General features: G+C 72.7%; 15 protein-coding genes. 4 read left to right on the forward strand and 11 right to left on the reverse strand.

Annotated features, from left to right (window positions below; genetic code table 11):
• Positions 1-11 precede the first annotated feature (11 nt).
• The 6 genes from MUY14_RS22805 to MUY14_RS22830 form a co-directional block, all read right to left on the reverse strand.
• On the reverse strand, positions 12-866 hold the full coding sequence (locus MUY14_RS22805; protein ID WP_247011683.1) for a shikimate dehydrogenase: 855 nt from the start codon (positions 864-866) through the stop codon (positions 12-14).
• Positions 856-3,243, reverse strand: a complete 2,388-nt coding sequence (gene mltG / locus MUY14_RS22810) for an endolytic transglycosylase MltG (protein WP_247011685.1) — start codon at positions 3,241-3,243, stop codon at positions 856-858. Before mltG ends, MUY14_RS22805 begins: the two co-directional genes overlap by 11 nt.
• Positions 3,240-3,668 (reverse strand): Holliday junction resolvase RuvX, encoded by a 429-nt coding sequence (gene ruvX / locus MUY14_RS22815; protein WP_315863291.1) that lies wholly within the window; start codon positions 3,666-3,668, stop codon positions 3,240-3,242. The genes mltG and ruvX overlap by 4 nt, the downstream gene beginning before the upstream one ends.
• A gap of 64 nt (positions 3,669-3,732) precedes the next feature.
• The gene (alaS, locus tag MUY14_RS22820; RefSeq protein ID WP_247011687.1) at positions 3,733-6,393 is read right to left on the reverse strand and encodes an alanine--tRNA ligase; all 2,661 of its coding nucleotides are present in this window, start codon (positions 6,391-6,393) and stop codon (positions 3,733-3,735) included.
• A 74-nt stretch (positions 6,394-6,467) separates the two neighbouring features.
• On the reverse strand, positions 6,468-6,773 hold the full coding sequence (locus tag MUY14_RS22825) for a hypothetical protein (RefSeq protein WP_247011688.1): 306 nt from the start codon (positions 6,771-6,773) through the stop codon (positions 6,468-6,470).
• Positions 6,770-7,156 (reverse strand): DUF948 domain-containing protein, encoded by a 387-nt coding sequence (locus MUY14_RS22830; protein WP_247011689.1) that lies wholly within the window; start codon positions 7,154-7,156, stop codon positions 6,770-6,772. The genes MUY14_RS22825 and MUY14_RS22830 overlap by 4 nt, the downstream gene beginning before the upstream one ends.
• 129 nt (positions 7,157-7,285) lie before the next feature.
• On the opposite strand from MUY14_RS22830, the gene MUY14_RS22835 reads away from it, so the two are divergent.
• Positions 7,286-8,050: a hypothetical protein gene (locus MUY14_RS22835; protein WP_247011690.1), complete on the forward strand. Its 765-nt coding sequence runs from the start codon at positions 7,286-7,288 to the stop codon at positions 8,048-8,050.
• Between the two features lie 40 nt (positions 8,051-8,090).
• Here MUY14_RS22835 and MUY14_RS22840 read toward each other — a convergent pair whose 3' ends face one another.
• From MUY14_RS22840 to MUY14_RS22850, 3 genes are all read right to left on the reverse strand, one after another.
• A complete protein-coding gene (locus MUY14_RS22840) occupies positions 8,091-8,936 on the reverse strand; it encodes an NAD(P)-dependent oxidoreductase (protein ID WP_247011691.1) in 846 nt (281 codons plus the stop codon).
• A 26-nt stretch (positions 8,937-8,962) separates the two neighbouring features.
• A complete protein-coding gene (locus MUY14_RS22845; RefSeq protein ID WP_247011692.1) occupies positions 8,963-9,340 on the reverse strand; it encodes a VOC family protein in 378 nt (125 codons plus the stop codon).
• A 129-nt stretch (positions 9,341-9,469) separates the two neighbouring features.
• Positions 9,470-10,846 (reverse strand): replication-associated recombination protein A, encoded by a 1,377-nt coding sequence (locus tag MUY14_RS22850; RefSeq protein WP_247011693.1) that lies wholly within the window; start codon positions 10,844-10,846, stop codon positions 9,470-9,472.
• A gap of 141 nt (positions 10,847-10,987) precedes the next feature.
• Between MUY14_RS22850 and MUY14_RS22855 the strand changes: the two genes are divergently transcribed.
• From MUY14_RS22855 to MUY14_RS22865, 3 genes are all read left to right on the forward strand, one after another.
• Positions 10,988-11,722 (forward strand): TetR/AcrR family transcriptional regulator, encoded by a 735-nt coding sequence (locus MUY14_RS22855; RefSeq protein ID WP_247011694.1) that lies wholly within the window; start codon positions 10,988-10,990, stop codon positions 11,720-11,722.
• Positions 11,719-12,930, forward strand: a complete 1,212-nt coding sequence (locus MUY14_RS22860; RefSeq protein WP_247011696.1) for a cytochrome P450 — start codon at positions 11,719-11,721, stop codon at positions 12,928-12,930. The genes MUY14_RS22855 and MUY14_RS22860 overlap by 4 nt, the downstream gene beginning before the upstream one ends.
• A gap of 63 nt (positions 12,931-12,993) precedes the next feature.
• A complete protein-coding gene (locus MUY14_RS22865) occupies positions 12,994-13,722 on the forward strand; it encodes a metallophosphoesterase (RefSeq protein WP_247011697.1) in 729 nt (242 codons plus the stop codon).
• Here the strand turns inward: MUY14_RS22865 and MUY14_RS22870 are convergent.
• Together MUY14_RS22870 and MUY14_RS22875 are read right to left on the reverse strand one after the other, a co-directional pair.
• Positions 13,694-14,548, reverse strand: a complete 855-nt coding sequence (locus MUY14_RS22870; protein WP_247025210.1) for an SGNH/GDSL hydrolase family protein — start codon at positions 14,546-14,548, stop codon at positions 13,694-13,696. The genes MUY14_RS22865 and MUY14_RS22870 overlap by 29 nt on opposite strands.
• A 143-nt stretch (positions 14,549-14,691) precedes the next feature.
• Positions 14,692-15,876: a phosphotransferase gene (locus MUY14_RS22875; RefSeq protein WP_247011698.1), complete on the reverse strand. Its 1,185-nt coding sequence runs from the start codon at positions 15,874-15,876 to the stop codon at positions 14,692-14,694.
• Positions 15,877-15,940 lie beyond the last annotated feature (64 nt).

The raw sequence follows: 15,940 nt of genomic DNA on the forward strand, positions 1-15,940 counted from the left end.
CCAGAATAGCGTCAGCCGATCGGCAACGGCAGCAGATTTCCGGTCGCTTCGCGCAGCGCGTCCCGCATCGCCGCGCGGGGGGCCGGCCGGCCGGTGAAGTGCTCGGCCTGGCCGAACGCCTGGTGCAGCAGCATGTCCAGCCCCGTCGCGAGGCGGCCGCCGCGGGCGGCCACCGCTTCGGCCAGCGGGGTCGGCCACGGGTGGTAGATGACGTCGAGGACGTGCGCGATCGCCGCCAGCTCCGCCACGTGCGGGGCCACCGCGGCCGGCGGGACCGTGTTCACCAGGACCGCCGACGACGCCAGCGCGGCGAAGTCGGTTTCGGACCAGCGGAGGACGTCGACGTCGAGGGAAGCCCGCTTCGCCGCGTCGAGGGTTTCCGTCGCCCGGGCCGGTTCGCGCACCACCAGGCGGACCTGCCGGATGCCGAGCGCCGCGAGGCCGACCACCGCCGCCGCCGCGGTGCCGCCCGCGCCGAGGACGACCGCCGTGTCCGCCGGGGACGGCTCGTAGCCGCCCGCCGCGCGCAGGGCGCCCGTGACGCCGTCGACGTCCGTGCAGTCCGCGAGCCAGCCGCGGGCCGTGCGGACCAGGGTGTTGGCCGCGCCGACGGCGGCCGCGCGCGGGGTCACCCCGGCCGCGTGGTCCAGGGCCGCGCGCTTGCCCGGCATCGTCACCGACAGCCCCGCCCACTCCGGGCCGAGACCGTCGACCAACGCCGGGAGCTCGTCGGCGCCGGTCTCGATGCGCTCGTACGTCCAGCCGGTCAGGCCGAGCGCGGCGAACGCGGCGCCGTGCAGCACCGGGGACAGCGAGTGCGCCACCGGTTTCCCGAGGACCGCTGCCTTGCGGGGCTCAGATGACACCGCGTTCCTCGGCCAGGGCGCGGTTCTTGTTGTGCTCGTCGTTGGTGACCGCGAAGCAGGACAGGCCGTTCTTCTCGCACTTGACGAAGTAGACCCAGTCCCCGGCCGGCGGGTGCACCGCGGCCTGGATCGCGTCCGCGCTCGGCACCGAGATCGGCGTCGGCGTCAGCCCGGCGTTCTTGTACGTGTTGTACGCGCCGGACTTCACGCGGTCGCCCTCGTTGGTCAGCAGCGTCGGGCGGTCCAGCACGTAGTTGACCGTGGAGTCCATCTGCAGCCGCATGTTGATCGCCAGCCGGTTGTAGATCACCCGCGACAGCTTGCCGAAGTCGGCCTTCACCGCCTCGCGCTCGATGATCGACGCGATGATCAGCGTCTGGTACGGCGTCACGCCCGGCCCGGTCGACTGCGGGCTCAGCCCGGCGTTCTGGATCGCCTCGGTCGAGCTCTTCACCAGCTGACCGAGGATCTCCTGCGCGTTCGCCCCCGGCTTGACGTCGTAGAGCCCCGGGGCGATCAGGCCTTCCAGCCTGCGGTCCTTGCGGTCGGCCTTGTTCGCCGGCTCGATCGCCCAGTCCGGCACGCCGAGCGTCTTCAGGTCCGCCGCGTCGACGGCCTTGCGGAAGTCGTCGGCGGACACGCAGGTGCTCTTGCCGTCCAGCTGCGCGCACGACGCCTTCGCCAGCAGGCTGTACACGCCCGGCGTGACCTTGCCGTCGGGCTGGGTGATGTCGTCGAACTGCGTGTACGGCCGGACTTCCAGCTGGCCGACGCGCGAGGTCGGCGCGGTGATCCGGTCGACCGCGCTCGCCCCGGACATGTGCGTCTTCATCACGTAGAAGCCGTGCTGGATCCGGGCGAGCTTCGGGTTGTCCTCACCCGCCTTCACGAACGCCTTGCTGCTGGCGACGATGCCCGCCGTGGTGAGCTTCGCGCCGATCGCCGACGTCGAGTCGCCGTCGTCGACCTGGAACAGCACGTCGCCGTCGCCGGCGCCGTCGAAGTCCTCGTAGCCGAAGAACTTGGTGAAGCCGTAGTAGGCGCCGCCGGCGAGCAGCGCGATCACCGCGATCGCGGCGACCCAGCCCAGGAAGCGCTTGCCCTTCTTCTTGCGCGGCTTGGCCGGCTCGTCCTCGTAGTCGTCGTACTCCTCGTCGTACTCGGACTCGTCGTAGTCCTCGTACTCGTCGTACTCCGCGTATTCGTCGCCCTCGGCGAAGAACTCTTCGGGCTCTTCGGCGGCCGGCTCGGCCGGGGGCTGCGCGGGGATGATGTCGGTCGGCGGGTCGTCGCGCACCGGCGGGGGCGGCGGACGGCGGCGCCGCGGCGGCTCGGCCCCGGCTTCGGGCACGCCGACAGAGCGGTCACCCGGCTGGCGGGGCCGCCGCGGGGGTTCGCGGCGGGGGTCGAACTCGGCTTCGGGGTCGAGGGCCGCCTGGCGGCGGCGCGACTCGGTTTCGGGCTCGGCGGCCCGGCGGCGGCGTGGCTGCGACACCTCGGCTTCGGCCGGGTCGGGCACCGGACCGCGGCGCGGGGCCGCCCCGGCCTCGGGTTCACCACGACGGCGGCGCCGCGGCGGCTCGGCGTCGGGCACCCCGCGCAGCCGCGCGACCTCGGCGCCCTCGTCGACCGGGCCACCGCGCAGGCGGGCGGCCTGCGCTTCGGCGGCTTCTTCGAGGTCGAGCATCGCCTGGTGACGGCGGGCAGCGTCGGCTTCGGCCAGCTCTTCCGGGCTGGGCCGGCGACGGCGCGCCGGTTCGTCGTCCGCTTCCGGGTCGAGCATCGCCTGGCGGCGGCGGGCGACCTCGGCTTCGGCCAGCTCCTCCGGGCTCGGCCGGCGACGACGAGGCTGCGACACCTCGGCCGGCTCTTCGGGGGCCGGCCGGCGGCGGCGTGGCTGCGACACCTCGGCTTCGGCCGGCTCCTCGGGGCCCGGACGGCGACGCCGCAGGGGCACCTCGTCCTCCGGCGCCGGAGGACGGCCCGGGGCACGGCGCCGGGGCTCCTCGCCGGGTTCGGGGGCCGCGCGACGGCGGCGTGGGGGCGGGCCGTCGGCGCCCGCGTCGAGGCCGTGGCGGGAGCGGGCGGGGCCGGCGCGCTCGGCGTCACGGGGGTCGTAGTCGGCTTCGGCCGGGGGCAGCTGCGCCGGGGGCTCCAGGCGGCGGCGACGGCCGGCCGGCGGGGCGTCCTGGCCGCGGCGGGACGGCTGGGGCAGGTCGTACTCGCCGCTGTGCCGCGAAGCCTGCGGCAGCTCGTGGTACCCGCTCGCGCGCGGGTCTTCGCGGCGAGGTGCGGGACGGGACGGCGGCGGGGTGGCCGGTCCCGGTTCGCGCAGTCGCCTGCGTCCGCGGGGCAGCTCGGGGTGCTGCTCGTTCATCGGTCTCCCTCCCGGGCGCGGTGCGCAGCGGCGGCGTCGATCCAGGCCTGCAGGATCTCGACGGCGGCGGCCTGGTCGACCACCGCACGCTGCTTGCGGCCTTTGACCCCGCGCTGGGAGAGGATGCGGGATGCGGTGACCGTGGTCAGCCGCTCGTCGCCCAGCCGGACCGGCACGGGCGCTATCCGCCCGGCCAGGCGTTCAGAATACGCGATCGCCAGCTCGGCCGCCGGACCCTGCCGGTTGGCGAGCGTCCGCGGCAACCCCACGATCACCTCGACCACCTCGTGCTCGGTGACGAGGGCGGCCAGCTGGTCCAGATCACTGTCGTCGGTCGCATCGCGGGAGAGGGTAACCAATGGCGAAGCGAGCACGGGGGCCGGATCGCTCAGCGCCACCCCGACCCGGACGGATCCGACATCCACTCCGAGCCGACGGCCGCGCCCCGGATCGTCCTTACCCGGCCGATCCGGGCCGCGGTTTCCGCGGTTAACCAATGCCGGCAATCGCCGAGCGGAGGGCGGTGACCGCCTCGGCCGCGCCGGCCGGGTTCGTGCCACCGCCCTGGGCCATGTCGGGCTTGCCGCCGCCCCGGCCGCCGATCTTCCCGGCGAACGACGGGACGAGCTTGCCCGCGGCGATGCCCTTGTCCTGGGCCGCCTTGGTCGTCGCGACGACGAAGCTCAGCTTCTCGCCGGCCGGCGAGAACAGCGCCACCACGCCGGGCCGCGAGCCGAGCCGGCCGCGGATGTCGGAGGCGAGCGCGCGCAGGCCGTTGCCGTCGACGTCGGGGACGACCTCGGCGACGACCGTGACGCCGCCGATCTCCTGCGCCTTGTCCACCAGCGCGCCCGCCGAGCCCAGCACCTGCTGGGTCTTGAGCTGCGCGATCTCCTTCTCGGCGTTCTTCAGCCGGGTCAGGACGTCGTCGATGCGGCCCGGCAGCTGGTCCGAGGGCACCTTGAAGGTGTTGGCCAGCTGCGAGACCAGCAGCTGCTCCTTGCGGACGTACTTGAGCGCGTCCGTTCCGACCAGCGCCTCGACGCGGTGCACGCCCGAGCCGATGGAGGCGTCGGAGACCAGCTTGACCAGGCCGAGCTGGCCGATCCGGTCGACGTGCGTGCCACCGCAGAGCTCGCGGGAGTACTCGCCCATGTCGACCACGCGGACGTCGTTGCCGTACTTCTCGCCGAACAACGCGACCGCGCCCAGCTCGAGCGCCTTGTCCTTGGTCGTGGTGAAGCTGTTCACCTCGACGTTGGTCTGCAGGTAGTCGTTGACCTCCTGCTCGACCTCGGTCAGCACATCCGCCGAGACCGAGCCCGGGGTGGTGAAGTCGAACCGCATGCGGCCCGGCGAGTTCAGCGAGCCCGCCTGCGCCGCGCGCTTGCCGTACGCGCCGCGGACGGCCGCGTGCACCAGGTGCGTCGCGGAGTGCGAGCGCTCGATGGACAGGCGGCGGTGCGCGTCGACCGAGCCGGTGACCTTGGAGTCCAGGCCGACCTCGCCGTCGACCACCTCGACGCGGTGCACGAAGAGGCCGGGGACGATCTTCTGGACGTCCAGGACCTTCAGCTCGACGCCGTCGCCCAGCAGCACGCCGGTGTCGGCGACCTGGCCACCGCTCTCGGCGTAGAACGGCGTGCGGTCGAGGACCAGCTCCGCCTTCTTGCCCGCGGCGACGCTGCGGACCGGCTGCCCGTCTTCGAGCAGCGCCACGACCTTCGCCTCGGCCTGCAGGTCGGTGTAGCCGAGGAACTCGGTCTCGCCGTGCTGCTCCAGGACCTTCCGGTACTCCGAGAGGTCGCCGTGGCCGGTCTTGCGGGCCGCCGCGTCCGCCTTCGCGCGGGTGCGCTGCTCGTTCATGAGCGTGCGGAAGCCGTCCTCGTCGACGGTCAGGCCCTGCTCGGCCGCCATCTCGAGGGTCAGGTCGATCGGGAAGCCGTAGGTGTCGTGCAGCTGGAACGCCTTGTCGCCGGCGAGCACGTCGCCGCCGCCGCGCTTGGTCTCCTCGGCCGCCATGTCGAAGATGCGCGAGCCGCTGGTCAGGGTCGAGAGGAAGGCCTCCTCCTCGATCCGGACGACCTCGTTGATCCGGTCGAAGCCGCTGACGAGCTCCGGGTAGGTCGGGCCCATGGTGTCGCGCACGACGCTCGCGAACGACTGCAGCACCGGCTCGTGCACGCCCAGCAGGCGCGAAGACCGGATGATGCGGCGCAGGAGGCGGCGCAGCACGTAGCCGCGGCCGTCGTTGCCCGGGGTGACACCGTCGCCGATCAGCAGCACGCCGGTGCGGGCGTGGTCGGCGATGACGCGGAAGCGGACGTCGTCGGCGTGGTTCGAGCCGTAGCGGCGGCCGGAGAACTCCTCCGCGCGGCCGATGACCGGACGCACGAGGTCGGTCTCGTAGACGTTCTCGACGCCCTGCAGGATCGTCGCGACGCGCTCGACGCCCATGCCGGTGTCGATGTTCTTCTTCGGCAGCTCGCCGATCGGCTTGTGCCCGAGCTTGGGGCTCAGCTCGCCGCGGACGTCCTGCATGAAGACGAGGTTCCAGATCTCGATGTAGCGGTCCTCGTCCGCGACCGGGCCGCCCTCGCGGCCGTACGCCGGGCCGCGGTCGTAGTAGATCTCGGAGCACGGGCCGCCGGGACCGGGCACGCCCATGTCCCAGTAGTTGTCCTTGCCGTCGCGCGACTGGATCCGCTCGCCGGGCAGGCCGGTGAGCTTGCGCCACAGGCCCGCGGCCTCGGAGTCGTCCTCGTAGACCGTCGCCCAGATGCGGTCCGGGTCGAGGCCGTAGCCGCCTTCGCTCTGGGGCTTGGTGATCAGCTCCCAGGCGTTCTCGATGGCGCCTTCCTTGAAGTAGTCGCCGAAGGAGAAGTTGCCTGCCATCTGGAAGAACGTGTTGTGCCGGGTGGTCTTGCCGACCTCGTCGATGTCCGGCGTGCGGACGCACTTCTGCACGGAGGTCGCGCGCGGGTACGGCGGCGGCGCCTCACCGAGGAAGTACGGCTTGAACTGCACCATGCCGGCGTTGACGAACAGCAGGTTCGGGTCGTCGAGGATCAGCGGCGCGCTGGGCACGCGCGTGTGGCCCTTGCTCTCGAAATGGCGCAGGAAGCGATCGGTGATTTCGTGTGTGTCCACGGGTCAGGTCCTTGTGCTGGTGGTGCAGAACGGGGTCGGACGGCGGCGGCGGAAGGGTTCCGGGCAGGCCCGGATCAGCCCTCCGCCCGGCGAGCTCGCCGGACCGGGCGCCGCGCGGCGGCGGCGTGCCGTCCTTCGGCGCGGGGTGCCGAGACACCCGAGCGCTCCTCGACCATGTCGTGCAACTCCTGCTCCCGCTCGTTCATGCCCGCGCGCACTTCGGCGCCGAACGAACCCACGGCGCCGGCCAGCTCGCGCACGGCCTCGCCCAGGTTCGATGCTAGCCCCGCCGGGGTGGCCTGACGAGCGGTTTCGGCGGCCTTGCGGGACAGCGCGACGCCGGCGACCACGCCGACGCCGAGCCAGAACAGCCGCCTCATTTGCCGGCCTTCTTCGCGGCCTTCAGCGCGTTCTTCTTCTTGCGCGCGCGGATCGCCTTGCTCAGGCCGTAGGACAGCGCCGCGGTCTTGACCAGCGGGCCGCCCAGCGTCGCGGTGAACACCGACGTCAGCGCGGAGACGTTGCCGGTGACGGCCTGCGCGTTCGACGTGATGCCGTCGACCCGCTCCAGCTGCGTGTTCACGTGCGTGATCGTCTGGTTCGCGCCGATCAGCAGCGGGTCGGTGTTGCTGTTGGTGCGCTCGATCGCTTCCGTGGCCGCGTCCAGCGTCTTGCCGAGCTTGATCAGCGGGATCGCCAGCAGGACGACCAGCACCACGAATGCTCCTGCGGCGATCAACGCGGCGATCTGCCCTGCCGACACGGGCCCTCCTCGGTTCACGGTTCTCGGGTGCTGGTGAGGTTACCGCCTGGCCGGGTCCCCGACCGTGTCACCCCGCCGGGCCCGGAAAACGCCTCGCGCCGGGCCGCCGCGGGGCGGTACACCTGGGCGGTGGCCCACGACGACGGACCAGGCAGGCGGGTGCTCGCCGGACCGGGCGGCGAGGCGGCCGACGTGCTCGCCGCGTTGCCCGGCGCCGACCTGACCACGGTCCAGCTGGAGGTGGCGCGCCGCCGCGCGGCCCGGCTGAGCGGACCGGACGTGCTGCGCCGGCACCGGGCCGACCGGTTCGTGGCGCCGAGCCCGCTGCCGGCCGGGCCGCTGCGGCGGGTGGAGGACACCCTGCTGGCGGCCGCGTCCGGGTTCGACCCGGTCACGCTCTCGCCGCTGACCCCGCTCGGGACGCACTCGGCGGTGACCGGCCTGGCGCAGCACCGGGTCGTGCCGACCGGCCGCGGCACCGAGGTCGCCGCGGACCCCACGACGGGACTGGCCCTGGAAGCGGCCGTCCGGCGCACCGGTCCCGATCCGGTCCGCCTGGCGGCGGTACAGCGGGTGGTACGCGCCCAGCAAGCCGGCGCGGGGCTGTTCTCGCTCTTCTCGCTGTTCGGCGCGGTGACGGCGGGCCGGGACACCGGCAACCTCGGCTTCGAGCGGGAGCACGCCGCCGAGCACGCCCGGCTGCCGGCCGCGGGGTGCCGGGCGCTGGGTGCCTCGGAGGTCTCGCTCGGCGTCACGGTGCTGGACCCGCGGTTCGGAGGCCTGCTCGACGACGCCGGGGTGCCGGTCCACCCGTTCCCGGACCGCGAAGGCGGCCCGGGCGGGTACTACGAAGGCCTCTGCTTCAAGGTGTACGCAACGCGAAGGAGCGGCTGATGACGAGCGGCCTGGGTGTGGACCGCCTGGCGACGCTCCTCTAACGCTCCTTCAGCACCGCGCGGTAGAGGGCCGCCATGTCCTCGTCGCCGTGGCCCGCTTCGACGGCCGCCTCCAGGTGCGCGAGGACCGCCCTCGCGCCCGCCATGTCGACGTCGTCGCCCGCGGCCGCCACCACCAGGCGCGCGTCCTTCGCCGCCAGCCCGGCCGGGAACGACGCCGGGTAGTCGCCCGCCAGCATCGCGCCGCCCTTGACGTGCGCGTAGCCGACGTCGAGTCCGCCGCCCGAGATCGTCTCCAGGAACAGCGCGGGGTCGAGGCCCAGCGCCTTGGCCAGGCCGAGGCTCTCCGCAGTCGCGTTGGTGAGCGCCAGCACCCAGGCGTTCATCACCAGCTTCAGCCGGCTGCCCCCGCCCGCCGGCCCGAGCCACTGGGTCTTGATCCCGACCGCGTCGAACACCGGGGTGGCCTTCGGCCGGGCTTCCTCGGGACCGGACGCCAGGACCTGCAGCTGCGCCTGCTCGGCGGGCCGGCGGGTGCCGAGCACGGGGGCGTCGACGAACACGACGCCGGCCTTTTCCGCGGCCGCGGCCAGGCGGTCGGTCCAGTCGAGGCCGACCGTGCTCATCTGCAGCCACAACGTCCCCGAGGCGGGCGAAGCGGCTTCGAACGCTTCGGCCACGGCGGGTCCGTCGGCGAGCATCGTGACGAGGATGTCCGCGCCCTCGGCCGCTTCCGCCGCCGAACCGGCGACGGTGGCGACGTCGGCGAGGGGTTCGGCCTTGGCCCGGGTCCGGTTCCAGACCCGGACGTCCAAGCCCGCCTTCGCGATGTTGGCCGCCATCGGCGCGCCCATGATTCCGGTTCCGAGAAACGCGACGCTCATGCCCTCATCGTGCCCGGAAAGCGCGCTCAGTAATCGCCCAGCAGGCAGAACGGGTGGCCGGCCGGGTCGGCGTAGACGCGCCAGCCGCGGCCGCCGAGGTCCGGGTCGAGGAGGCGGCCGCCGTGCTGCAGCACGCGGCGGTGGGACTCGCGGAAGTCGTCGACCTCGAAGTCGAGGTGGAACTGCTGCGGGAAGCCCGGGTCCGGCCAGCGCGGCGGCCGGTAGTCGAAGGACCGCTGGAAGCCCAGGACCAGCCCGTCGAGGTGCAGGGTCGCGAAGTCTTCGTCGACCCGCCACCGCGGATCGGGCCGGTCCACCTCGCCGCCGGCCAGAGCCTGGTAGAAGCGGGCGAGCACGACCGGCTCCGGGCAATCCAGGACGATGCACTGCAGCGTCGCGGGCACGGGTTCGCCTCCTGCGGTCACCGGGACCCGGATCCGGCTCCCGTCGAGGCGCGAAGCTTACGAAACCCGATGATCTTGGACGCCCCGGCCCGTCCGGTGATCAACCACCCGGGTTTTGTTCCGCCGCGGTCACTTTTCCCCGCGGATCGTCCGGCGCAGCTTCGGGACGCGCTCGGCGAGCGTCCGCTCCGCGCCGCGCTGGGTGGGCTCGTAGTAGTCGCGGCCCACCAGCTCGTCCGGCGGGTACTGCTGCGCCAGCACGCCCTCCGGGACGCCGTGCGGGTAGCGGTACCCCTGCGCGTTGCCGAGCTTCTTGGCGCCCGCGTAGTGGCCGTCGCGCAGGTGCGGCGGGACGGTGCCGGCGAGACCCGCGCGGACGTCGGCCAGCGCGGCGTCGATGCCCGTGATGACCGCGTTCGACTTGGGCGCGGTGGCCAGGTGGATCGTCGCCTGGGCCAGCGCGAGCCGGCCTTCCGGCATGCCGATGAACTGGACCGCGTGCGAGGCCGCGACCGCCGCCTGCAGGGCCGTCGGGTCGGCCATCCCGATGTCCTCGCTGGCGTGCACGACCAGCCGCCGGGCGAGGAACCGCGGGTCCTCCCCCGCCTCGATCATCCGGGCCAGGTAGTGCAGCGCGGCGTCGACGTCGGACCCGCGGATGGACTTGATGAACGCACTGATCACATCGTAGTGCTGGTCGCCGTCGCGGTCGTAGCGCACCGCCGCCTTGTCCACTGTGGACTCGACGATGGCGAGGTCGATCACCTTCGCCTCGGTGGCCGAGGCCGCGTCCGCCGCCGCTTCGAGCGCGGTCAGCGCGCGCCGCGCGTCCCCGCCCGCGAGCCGGACGAGGTGGGCGCGCGCGTCCTCGCTCAGCGTCAGCTCACCGCCGAGGCCGCGCTCGTCGGCCAGCGCGCGCTCCAGCAGCTGCGTGATGTCCTCGTCGGTCAGCGGGCGCAGCTGCAGCACCAGCGACCGCGACAGCAGCGGCGAGACGACCGAGAACGACGGGTTTTCGGTGGTCGCCGCGACCAGCAGCACGGTGCGGTCCTCGACCGCACCGAGCAGCGCGTCCTGCTGGGTCTTGGAGAAGCGGTGCACCTCGTCGATGAACAGCACGGTGTTTTCGGTGTTGTACTGGCGCCGCCGCCGGGCCTCCTCGATGACCCCGCGGACCTCCTTGACCCCGGCCGACAGCGCGGACATCGCGACGAACCGGCGGCCGGTGGCGATCGAGACGAGGTTGGCCAGGGTGGTCTTGCCGGTGCCGGGCGGGCCGTAGAGCAGCACGGACGCCGGGGCGGCCCCTTCGACCAGGCGCCGCAGCGGGGCGCCTTCGCGCAGCAGGTGCTGCTGGCCGACGACCTCGTCGAGCGAGCGCGGCCGCATCCGGACGGCCAGGGGCGAGCTCGCCGGGTCCGCCTGGGGTTCGCCCGCGTTCGACCCCGTCGGCGCCGGCGGGGGCGCCACATCGGCGTTCACGGTGAAGAGCTCGTCCTGTGCCACACCGATGACGTTAACCGACGGCACCGACAGGACCGCTTGCCGTGGCACCGGCGGCCGCGCTACCGTCGTGCTGACCGGTTGACCGAAAGTGCGATTCTGGTCAACAGGTCAAACGTTCAACGAATCCGCAGGTGGAACCGCATGAGTCATCCGAACCGCGAGCGCGCCGACCGCATCCTGGACGCGGCGGGCGAGCTGCTGCTGCGCATGGGCTACCGCAAGGTGGCGATCGACGACATCGCGCGCGCGGTCGGCATCGGCAAGGGCACCGTCTACCTGCACTGGCGAAACAAGGAACTGCTGTTCCAAGCGCTGATGATGCGCGAGTCGGCCGACTTGACCGACGAGATACTGGAGTCGATCAAGGCCGACCCGGCGATGATCCTGCCGCACCGGATGATCTCGTCGTCGTTCCTCGTCACGCACCGCCGTCCGCTGGTGATGGCGATGCTGCGCGGCAACGCCGAGATGTTCGGTTCGCTCGGCGACCTCGCCCTGCGCAAGCAGCAGGACGAGCTGCGCGGGCAGTTCGAGGACGCGATGCTCCGGCGCGGGCTGATCCGCGCGGACGTCCCGAACGTCAGCTACGCGCTGAACGCCGCGACGCTCGGCTTCTACCTCGGCGACACGCTGTCCGACGAGTTCGAGGGGATCGCCCTCGAGGAGAAGGCGGCCGTCCTCGCGCACATCGTCCGCACCGCGTTCGAACCGGCGGGGGAACCCGATCCCCGGGCGGTCGCGGACGTGGCGGCGGAACTGGGTTCGGCGCTCGAGGCGCTCGTTTCGGGCTACCGGAAAGGGATCTACGCACACGATCCCGCCAAGGCCCCCGGTGCGATCCCGGGGCCGCACAGGGGAAAGAAGGGGCGGACATGACCACCACACTCGCCGACACCTGGGGACTCCACGAATCCCAGTTCTGGCTGCGGGGGAAGCAGCCGGAGGCCCGGGTGCAGCACGCGCCCGAGCTCGGCTTCTGGAACGTCTACGGGCACCCGGAGGCCGAAGAGGTGCTCCGCGACCCGGCGACGTACTCCTCGGACACCACCCGGCTGGTGCCGCAGGAAATGATGAAGGACGCCGACCTGAAGGAAATGTCGGCGGGCAACCTGCTGCAGCTGGACCCGCCGCTGCACAACAAGATGCGCAAGCTCGTCAGCCGCGCGTTCACGCCGAAGGTCGTCGCCGACCTGGAACCGCGCATCGCCGCGGTGACCCACGAAATGCTCGACGCGGCCGGCGGCGACGGACGGCTCGAACTCGTCGAAGACCTGGCCTACCCGTTGCCGGTGATCGTGATCGCGGAGCTGCTGGGGGTCCCCGCGAGCGACCGGTACCTGTTCAAGGGCTGGGTAGACAAGCTGTTCGACTCCTCGGAACAGTTCTCGCTGAAGGAGCAGACCAAGTCCCAGGAGGAGTCGGTCCAGAAGTCCCTGGAGGGCCAGAAAGCGCTTGCCGAGTACCTCGCCTCGCACGTCGACGAGCGGCGCGAGCAGCCGCGGGACGACCTGCTGACGAAGCTCGTCGAGGCCGAGGTCGACGGGGAACGGCTGACGCGCAACGAAGTCGTCAACTTCGCGAACGTCCTGCTGCTGGCCGGGCACATCACCACCACGATGCTGCTCGGCAACGCGGTGCTGTGCCTGGACACGCACCCGGAGTGGGACCGGCGCGTCCGGGCGGACCGGGCGCTGCTGCCGTCGACGATCGAGGAGTCGCTGCGCTACCTCTCGCCGTTCGCGGCGGTGGCCCGCACCGCGACCCGCGAGGTCCAGCTGGGCGGGGTGACCGTGCCGCCGGACCAGATGCTGCTGGTGTGGGTGGCGGCCGCCAACCGGGACGAGCGGGTGTTCACCGACCCGGACGCGTTCAACCCGCTGCGCGACCCGAACCCGCACCTGGCGTTCGGCCGCGGGATCCACTTCTGCATCGGCGCGCCGCTGGCCCGGCTCGAGGGCCGCGTGGCGCTGAACATCCTGTTCGACCGCTACCCGGCGCTGCGCACGATCCCGGGTGAGCCGCCGAAGTTCCAGGTCAACCCGAACATGACCGGGGTGCGCGAGCTGCCCCTCTCGGTCGGGTAGCGCCGGTTGCGCCCTGGGCGAAAACCCTCGCCCGGGGCGCTGCCGTGCGGCGATGGTGGACCGATGACGGTGGCGGTGTTGTCCGACGTCCACGGGGTGCTGCCCGCGCTGGAGGCCGTCCTGGCCGAGCCGGACGTCGTGGCGGCGGACCGGATCGTGCTGCTCGGCGACGCGCTCGCCGGGCCGATGCCGGTGGAGACCCTGTCGCGCCTGGAATCGCTCGGCCCGCGGGCGGTGTGGGTGCGCGGCAACGCCGACCGCGAGCTGGCGGCGTCCGCGCGCGGAGCCGGCGACTTCGTCCCGGACCCGATCTTCCCGTGGGCGGCGAAGCAGCTGCGTCCCGGCGATCTGCCGTTCCTGGACGCCCTTCCCCTGACGGTGACGCTGGACGGCGTCCTGTTCTGCCACGCGACCCCGCGCGACGACGCGGAAATCGTGCTCGTCGACAGCCCGCTCGAACGCTGGGCGGAGGTCCTCGACGGCGTCACGGCCCGCACGGTGGTCTGCGGCCACACACACATGCCGTTCGTGCGGCTGGCCGACCGGCGGCTGATCGTCAACCCGGGCAGCGTCGGAATGCCCTACGGGGCAAGGGGTGCGCACTGGGCGCTGCTCGGCGATGGCGTCGAGCTGCGGCGCACGGAGTACGACGTCGAAGCGGCGTGCCGGTTCCTCGCGGAGCACTGCGCGTACCCGGCCATCGAGGAGTGGGCGGACTTCTTCGTCCGCGATCCGGCTTCGGACGCGGAAGCGCTGCGGGTGTTCAGCGGGCGCGGAACGAGTTCCACATGATGACCGCGGCGTAGGGCAGGAACTCGCGGCCGCGGCGCCAGAGCCACGGGATCCCCTTGAGCACCAGCCACCCCACGTGCCCCGCAGCGCTGGGTTCGACGCCGCCGCTGCAGGTGAGGCTCACCGGTTCCGGCACGGCGAACCCGGCCCCGGCGAGCAGGCCGGTGAAGCCTTCGGCGAGCATGCGGTGACCGAGCTCGGACGGGTGCAGGCGATCGACGCTCCACGACTCGAGCTCGTAGGCGCCGGGAAGCCGGTCGAGGTCGAGGCAGGGCACGCCTTCCCGGGCGACGACCTCGTCGATGGCCGCGTTCAGCTCGGCGACGCGGGCGCTGAGGGCGCGCTTGAGCGACGGCGGGAGGCGGAAGACCTTGCTGTGGTCGTGGAACCGGACGGGCACGACGGTCGTCCCGGCTTCGCGGAGCCGGTGGATCACCTCGGTGAGGTGACCGGCGATGCGGGCGGCGTCGAAGTCCGGCCGAAGGGTGTCGTTCATCCCGGCGACGAGCAGGGCGACATCCGGCCGGTGCGCGAGGGCGGCGGGCACCTGCTCGGTGAGCACGCACCGCATCCGCGCCCCGGTGAAGGAGGGATTCAGGTACCCCTCGGGCCCCACTCCCAGCGCGGCGGCGACCAGCGGGCCGACCCCGCGCCACCCACCCCGCCGGGGCAGCGGATCCCCGAGCCCGACAGCGGTGGAATCCCCGAGCACGACGAGCCGCCGCGCGTGCTTGGGCTCGGATTGCGGCTCCGGTACGGCGGCGAGCACGGGCCGGGAGGGTTCGGGAGTGACTTCGACACTCAGCACGGTCACGCCCCCGACCATCGGCCACGGAGGCTCACGGCCGGTGAGGACGAGGTAACGCGACTTCGACACCGGGCCTAATTCTTGACGCTCACCTCACGGGCGCCGGAAATGTCCCGTTCGCCGACGGAAGAGACCAGCGCCCCATGTTGGGGCGCTCGAGGTCAGCGGAACGCCGGGTAGAACGCCAGGTCGGCGTGCGGACCCAACCGGGCCGCCAGTGCCGCCGCCACCCGGGCCGCGAACTCCGACACCGCCGTCATCCGCACGTACCCCGCGTGCTTGGCCAGGTCCCGCCACCAGGTCACGAAAGCCGCCTCACGGCTCACCGGAGCCGCGTGCCGGGACAGATCCAGCGACGCCAGCTCCTCCCCCGTGATCAGCCACACCCGCAGCAGCTCGCTGGTCGTGAGGTGCTCGGCCAGCGCGTCGTCATCGGCGAACGCCGGCCAGACGCCCACCACTTCAGCGCGCCAAGCCGCGATCATCGCCTCGCTCATGCCCGCCGGGAGGGCCAGCGCGTCCGGCCAGCTCGCGAACGGCAGCCTCAGGTGCGCCGCGTCCACCAGGGCCGAGCGGACGCAGCCGTACTCGAAGTCCAGGAAGCGGACGCCCTCGCCCGTCACCAGGTTGTTGTCCGGGCTGAGCTCGACCGGGCTGAACGCGCGGAAGCCCGCCGAACGGGACTGCTCCAAGGCCGCCGTCACCTGGGCGTGGACCTCGGCCGGGACCGGGATGCCCAAGCGCTCCTGGATCAGGGACGGCACGGCCGCGCACAGCTCGTCGACCGCGCCCTCGTCGCCCTTCGCCGGGGCGCCCAGGCGGCGCAGCAAAGCGTTGAAGTCCGCTTCGCGGCCCGCGGTGCTCGCGTGCAGCCGCCCCAGCGACCGGGCCCAGGACAGCAGCGCGCGCTCGGCCGCGCGGGAATCACGCGCGTAGAGCTTGTCCTCGAGCGTCGGCGTGCCGCCGAGGTCCTCCAGGACCAGCGCGCGGTCGCGGCCGTCGTGGGCCAGCAGCTCCGGGCACATCCGCTCGTCCGGGGCCAGCGCCGTGAACAGCTGGTAGCTGACCGCCTCCTGGGCGAACGGGTCGGCGCCCGGGCCCGGCGGATCCGGGTAGTGCTTGACCACGACCGTGCGCGGCAACGCGAACGAAGACGACACCACCCTGGCGCGGACCACCGTCGCCGGTCCGCTCCCCGCGAGGTCCTCGGGGGCGACCAGGGTGATCGCGCTGCCGAACCGGCGCGAAAGAACAGACTCGCCCGCCGCGACCGCCGCGGCGACGGCGAGCTGCTCGGCTCCTGCCCCGACCCCAGCGTCGCCGGAGGAGGAGGTGTCGACTGTCATTGTCACCGACCCTACTCGTGACTGAGCAACCATGACTACTGACATCCGGACAAGAAGACGCATC

It is taken from the genome of Amycolatopsis sp. FBCC-B4732, from assembly GCF_023008405.1.
Classification (GTDB): Bacteria; Actinomycetota; Actinomycetes; order Mycobacteriales; family Pseudonocardiaceae; genus Amycolatopsis; species Amycolatopsis pretoriensis_A.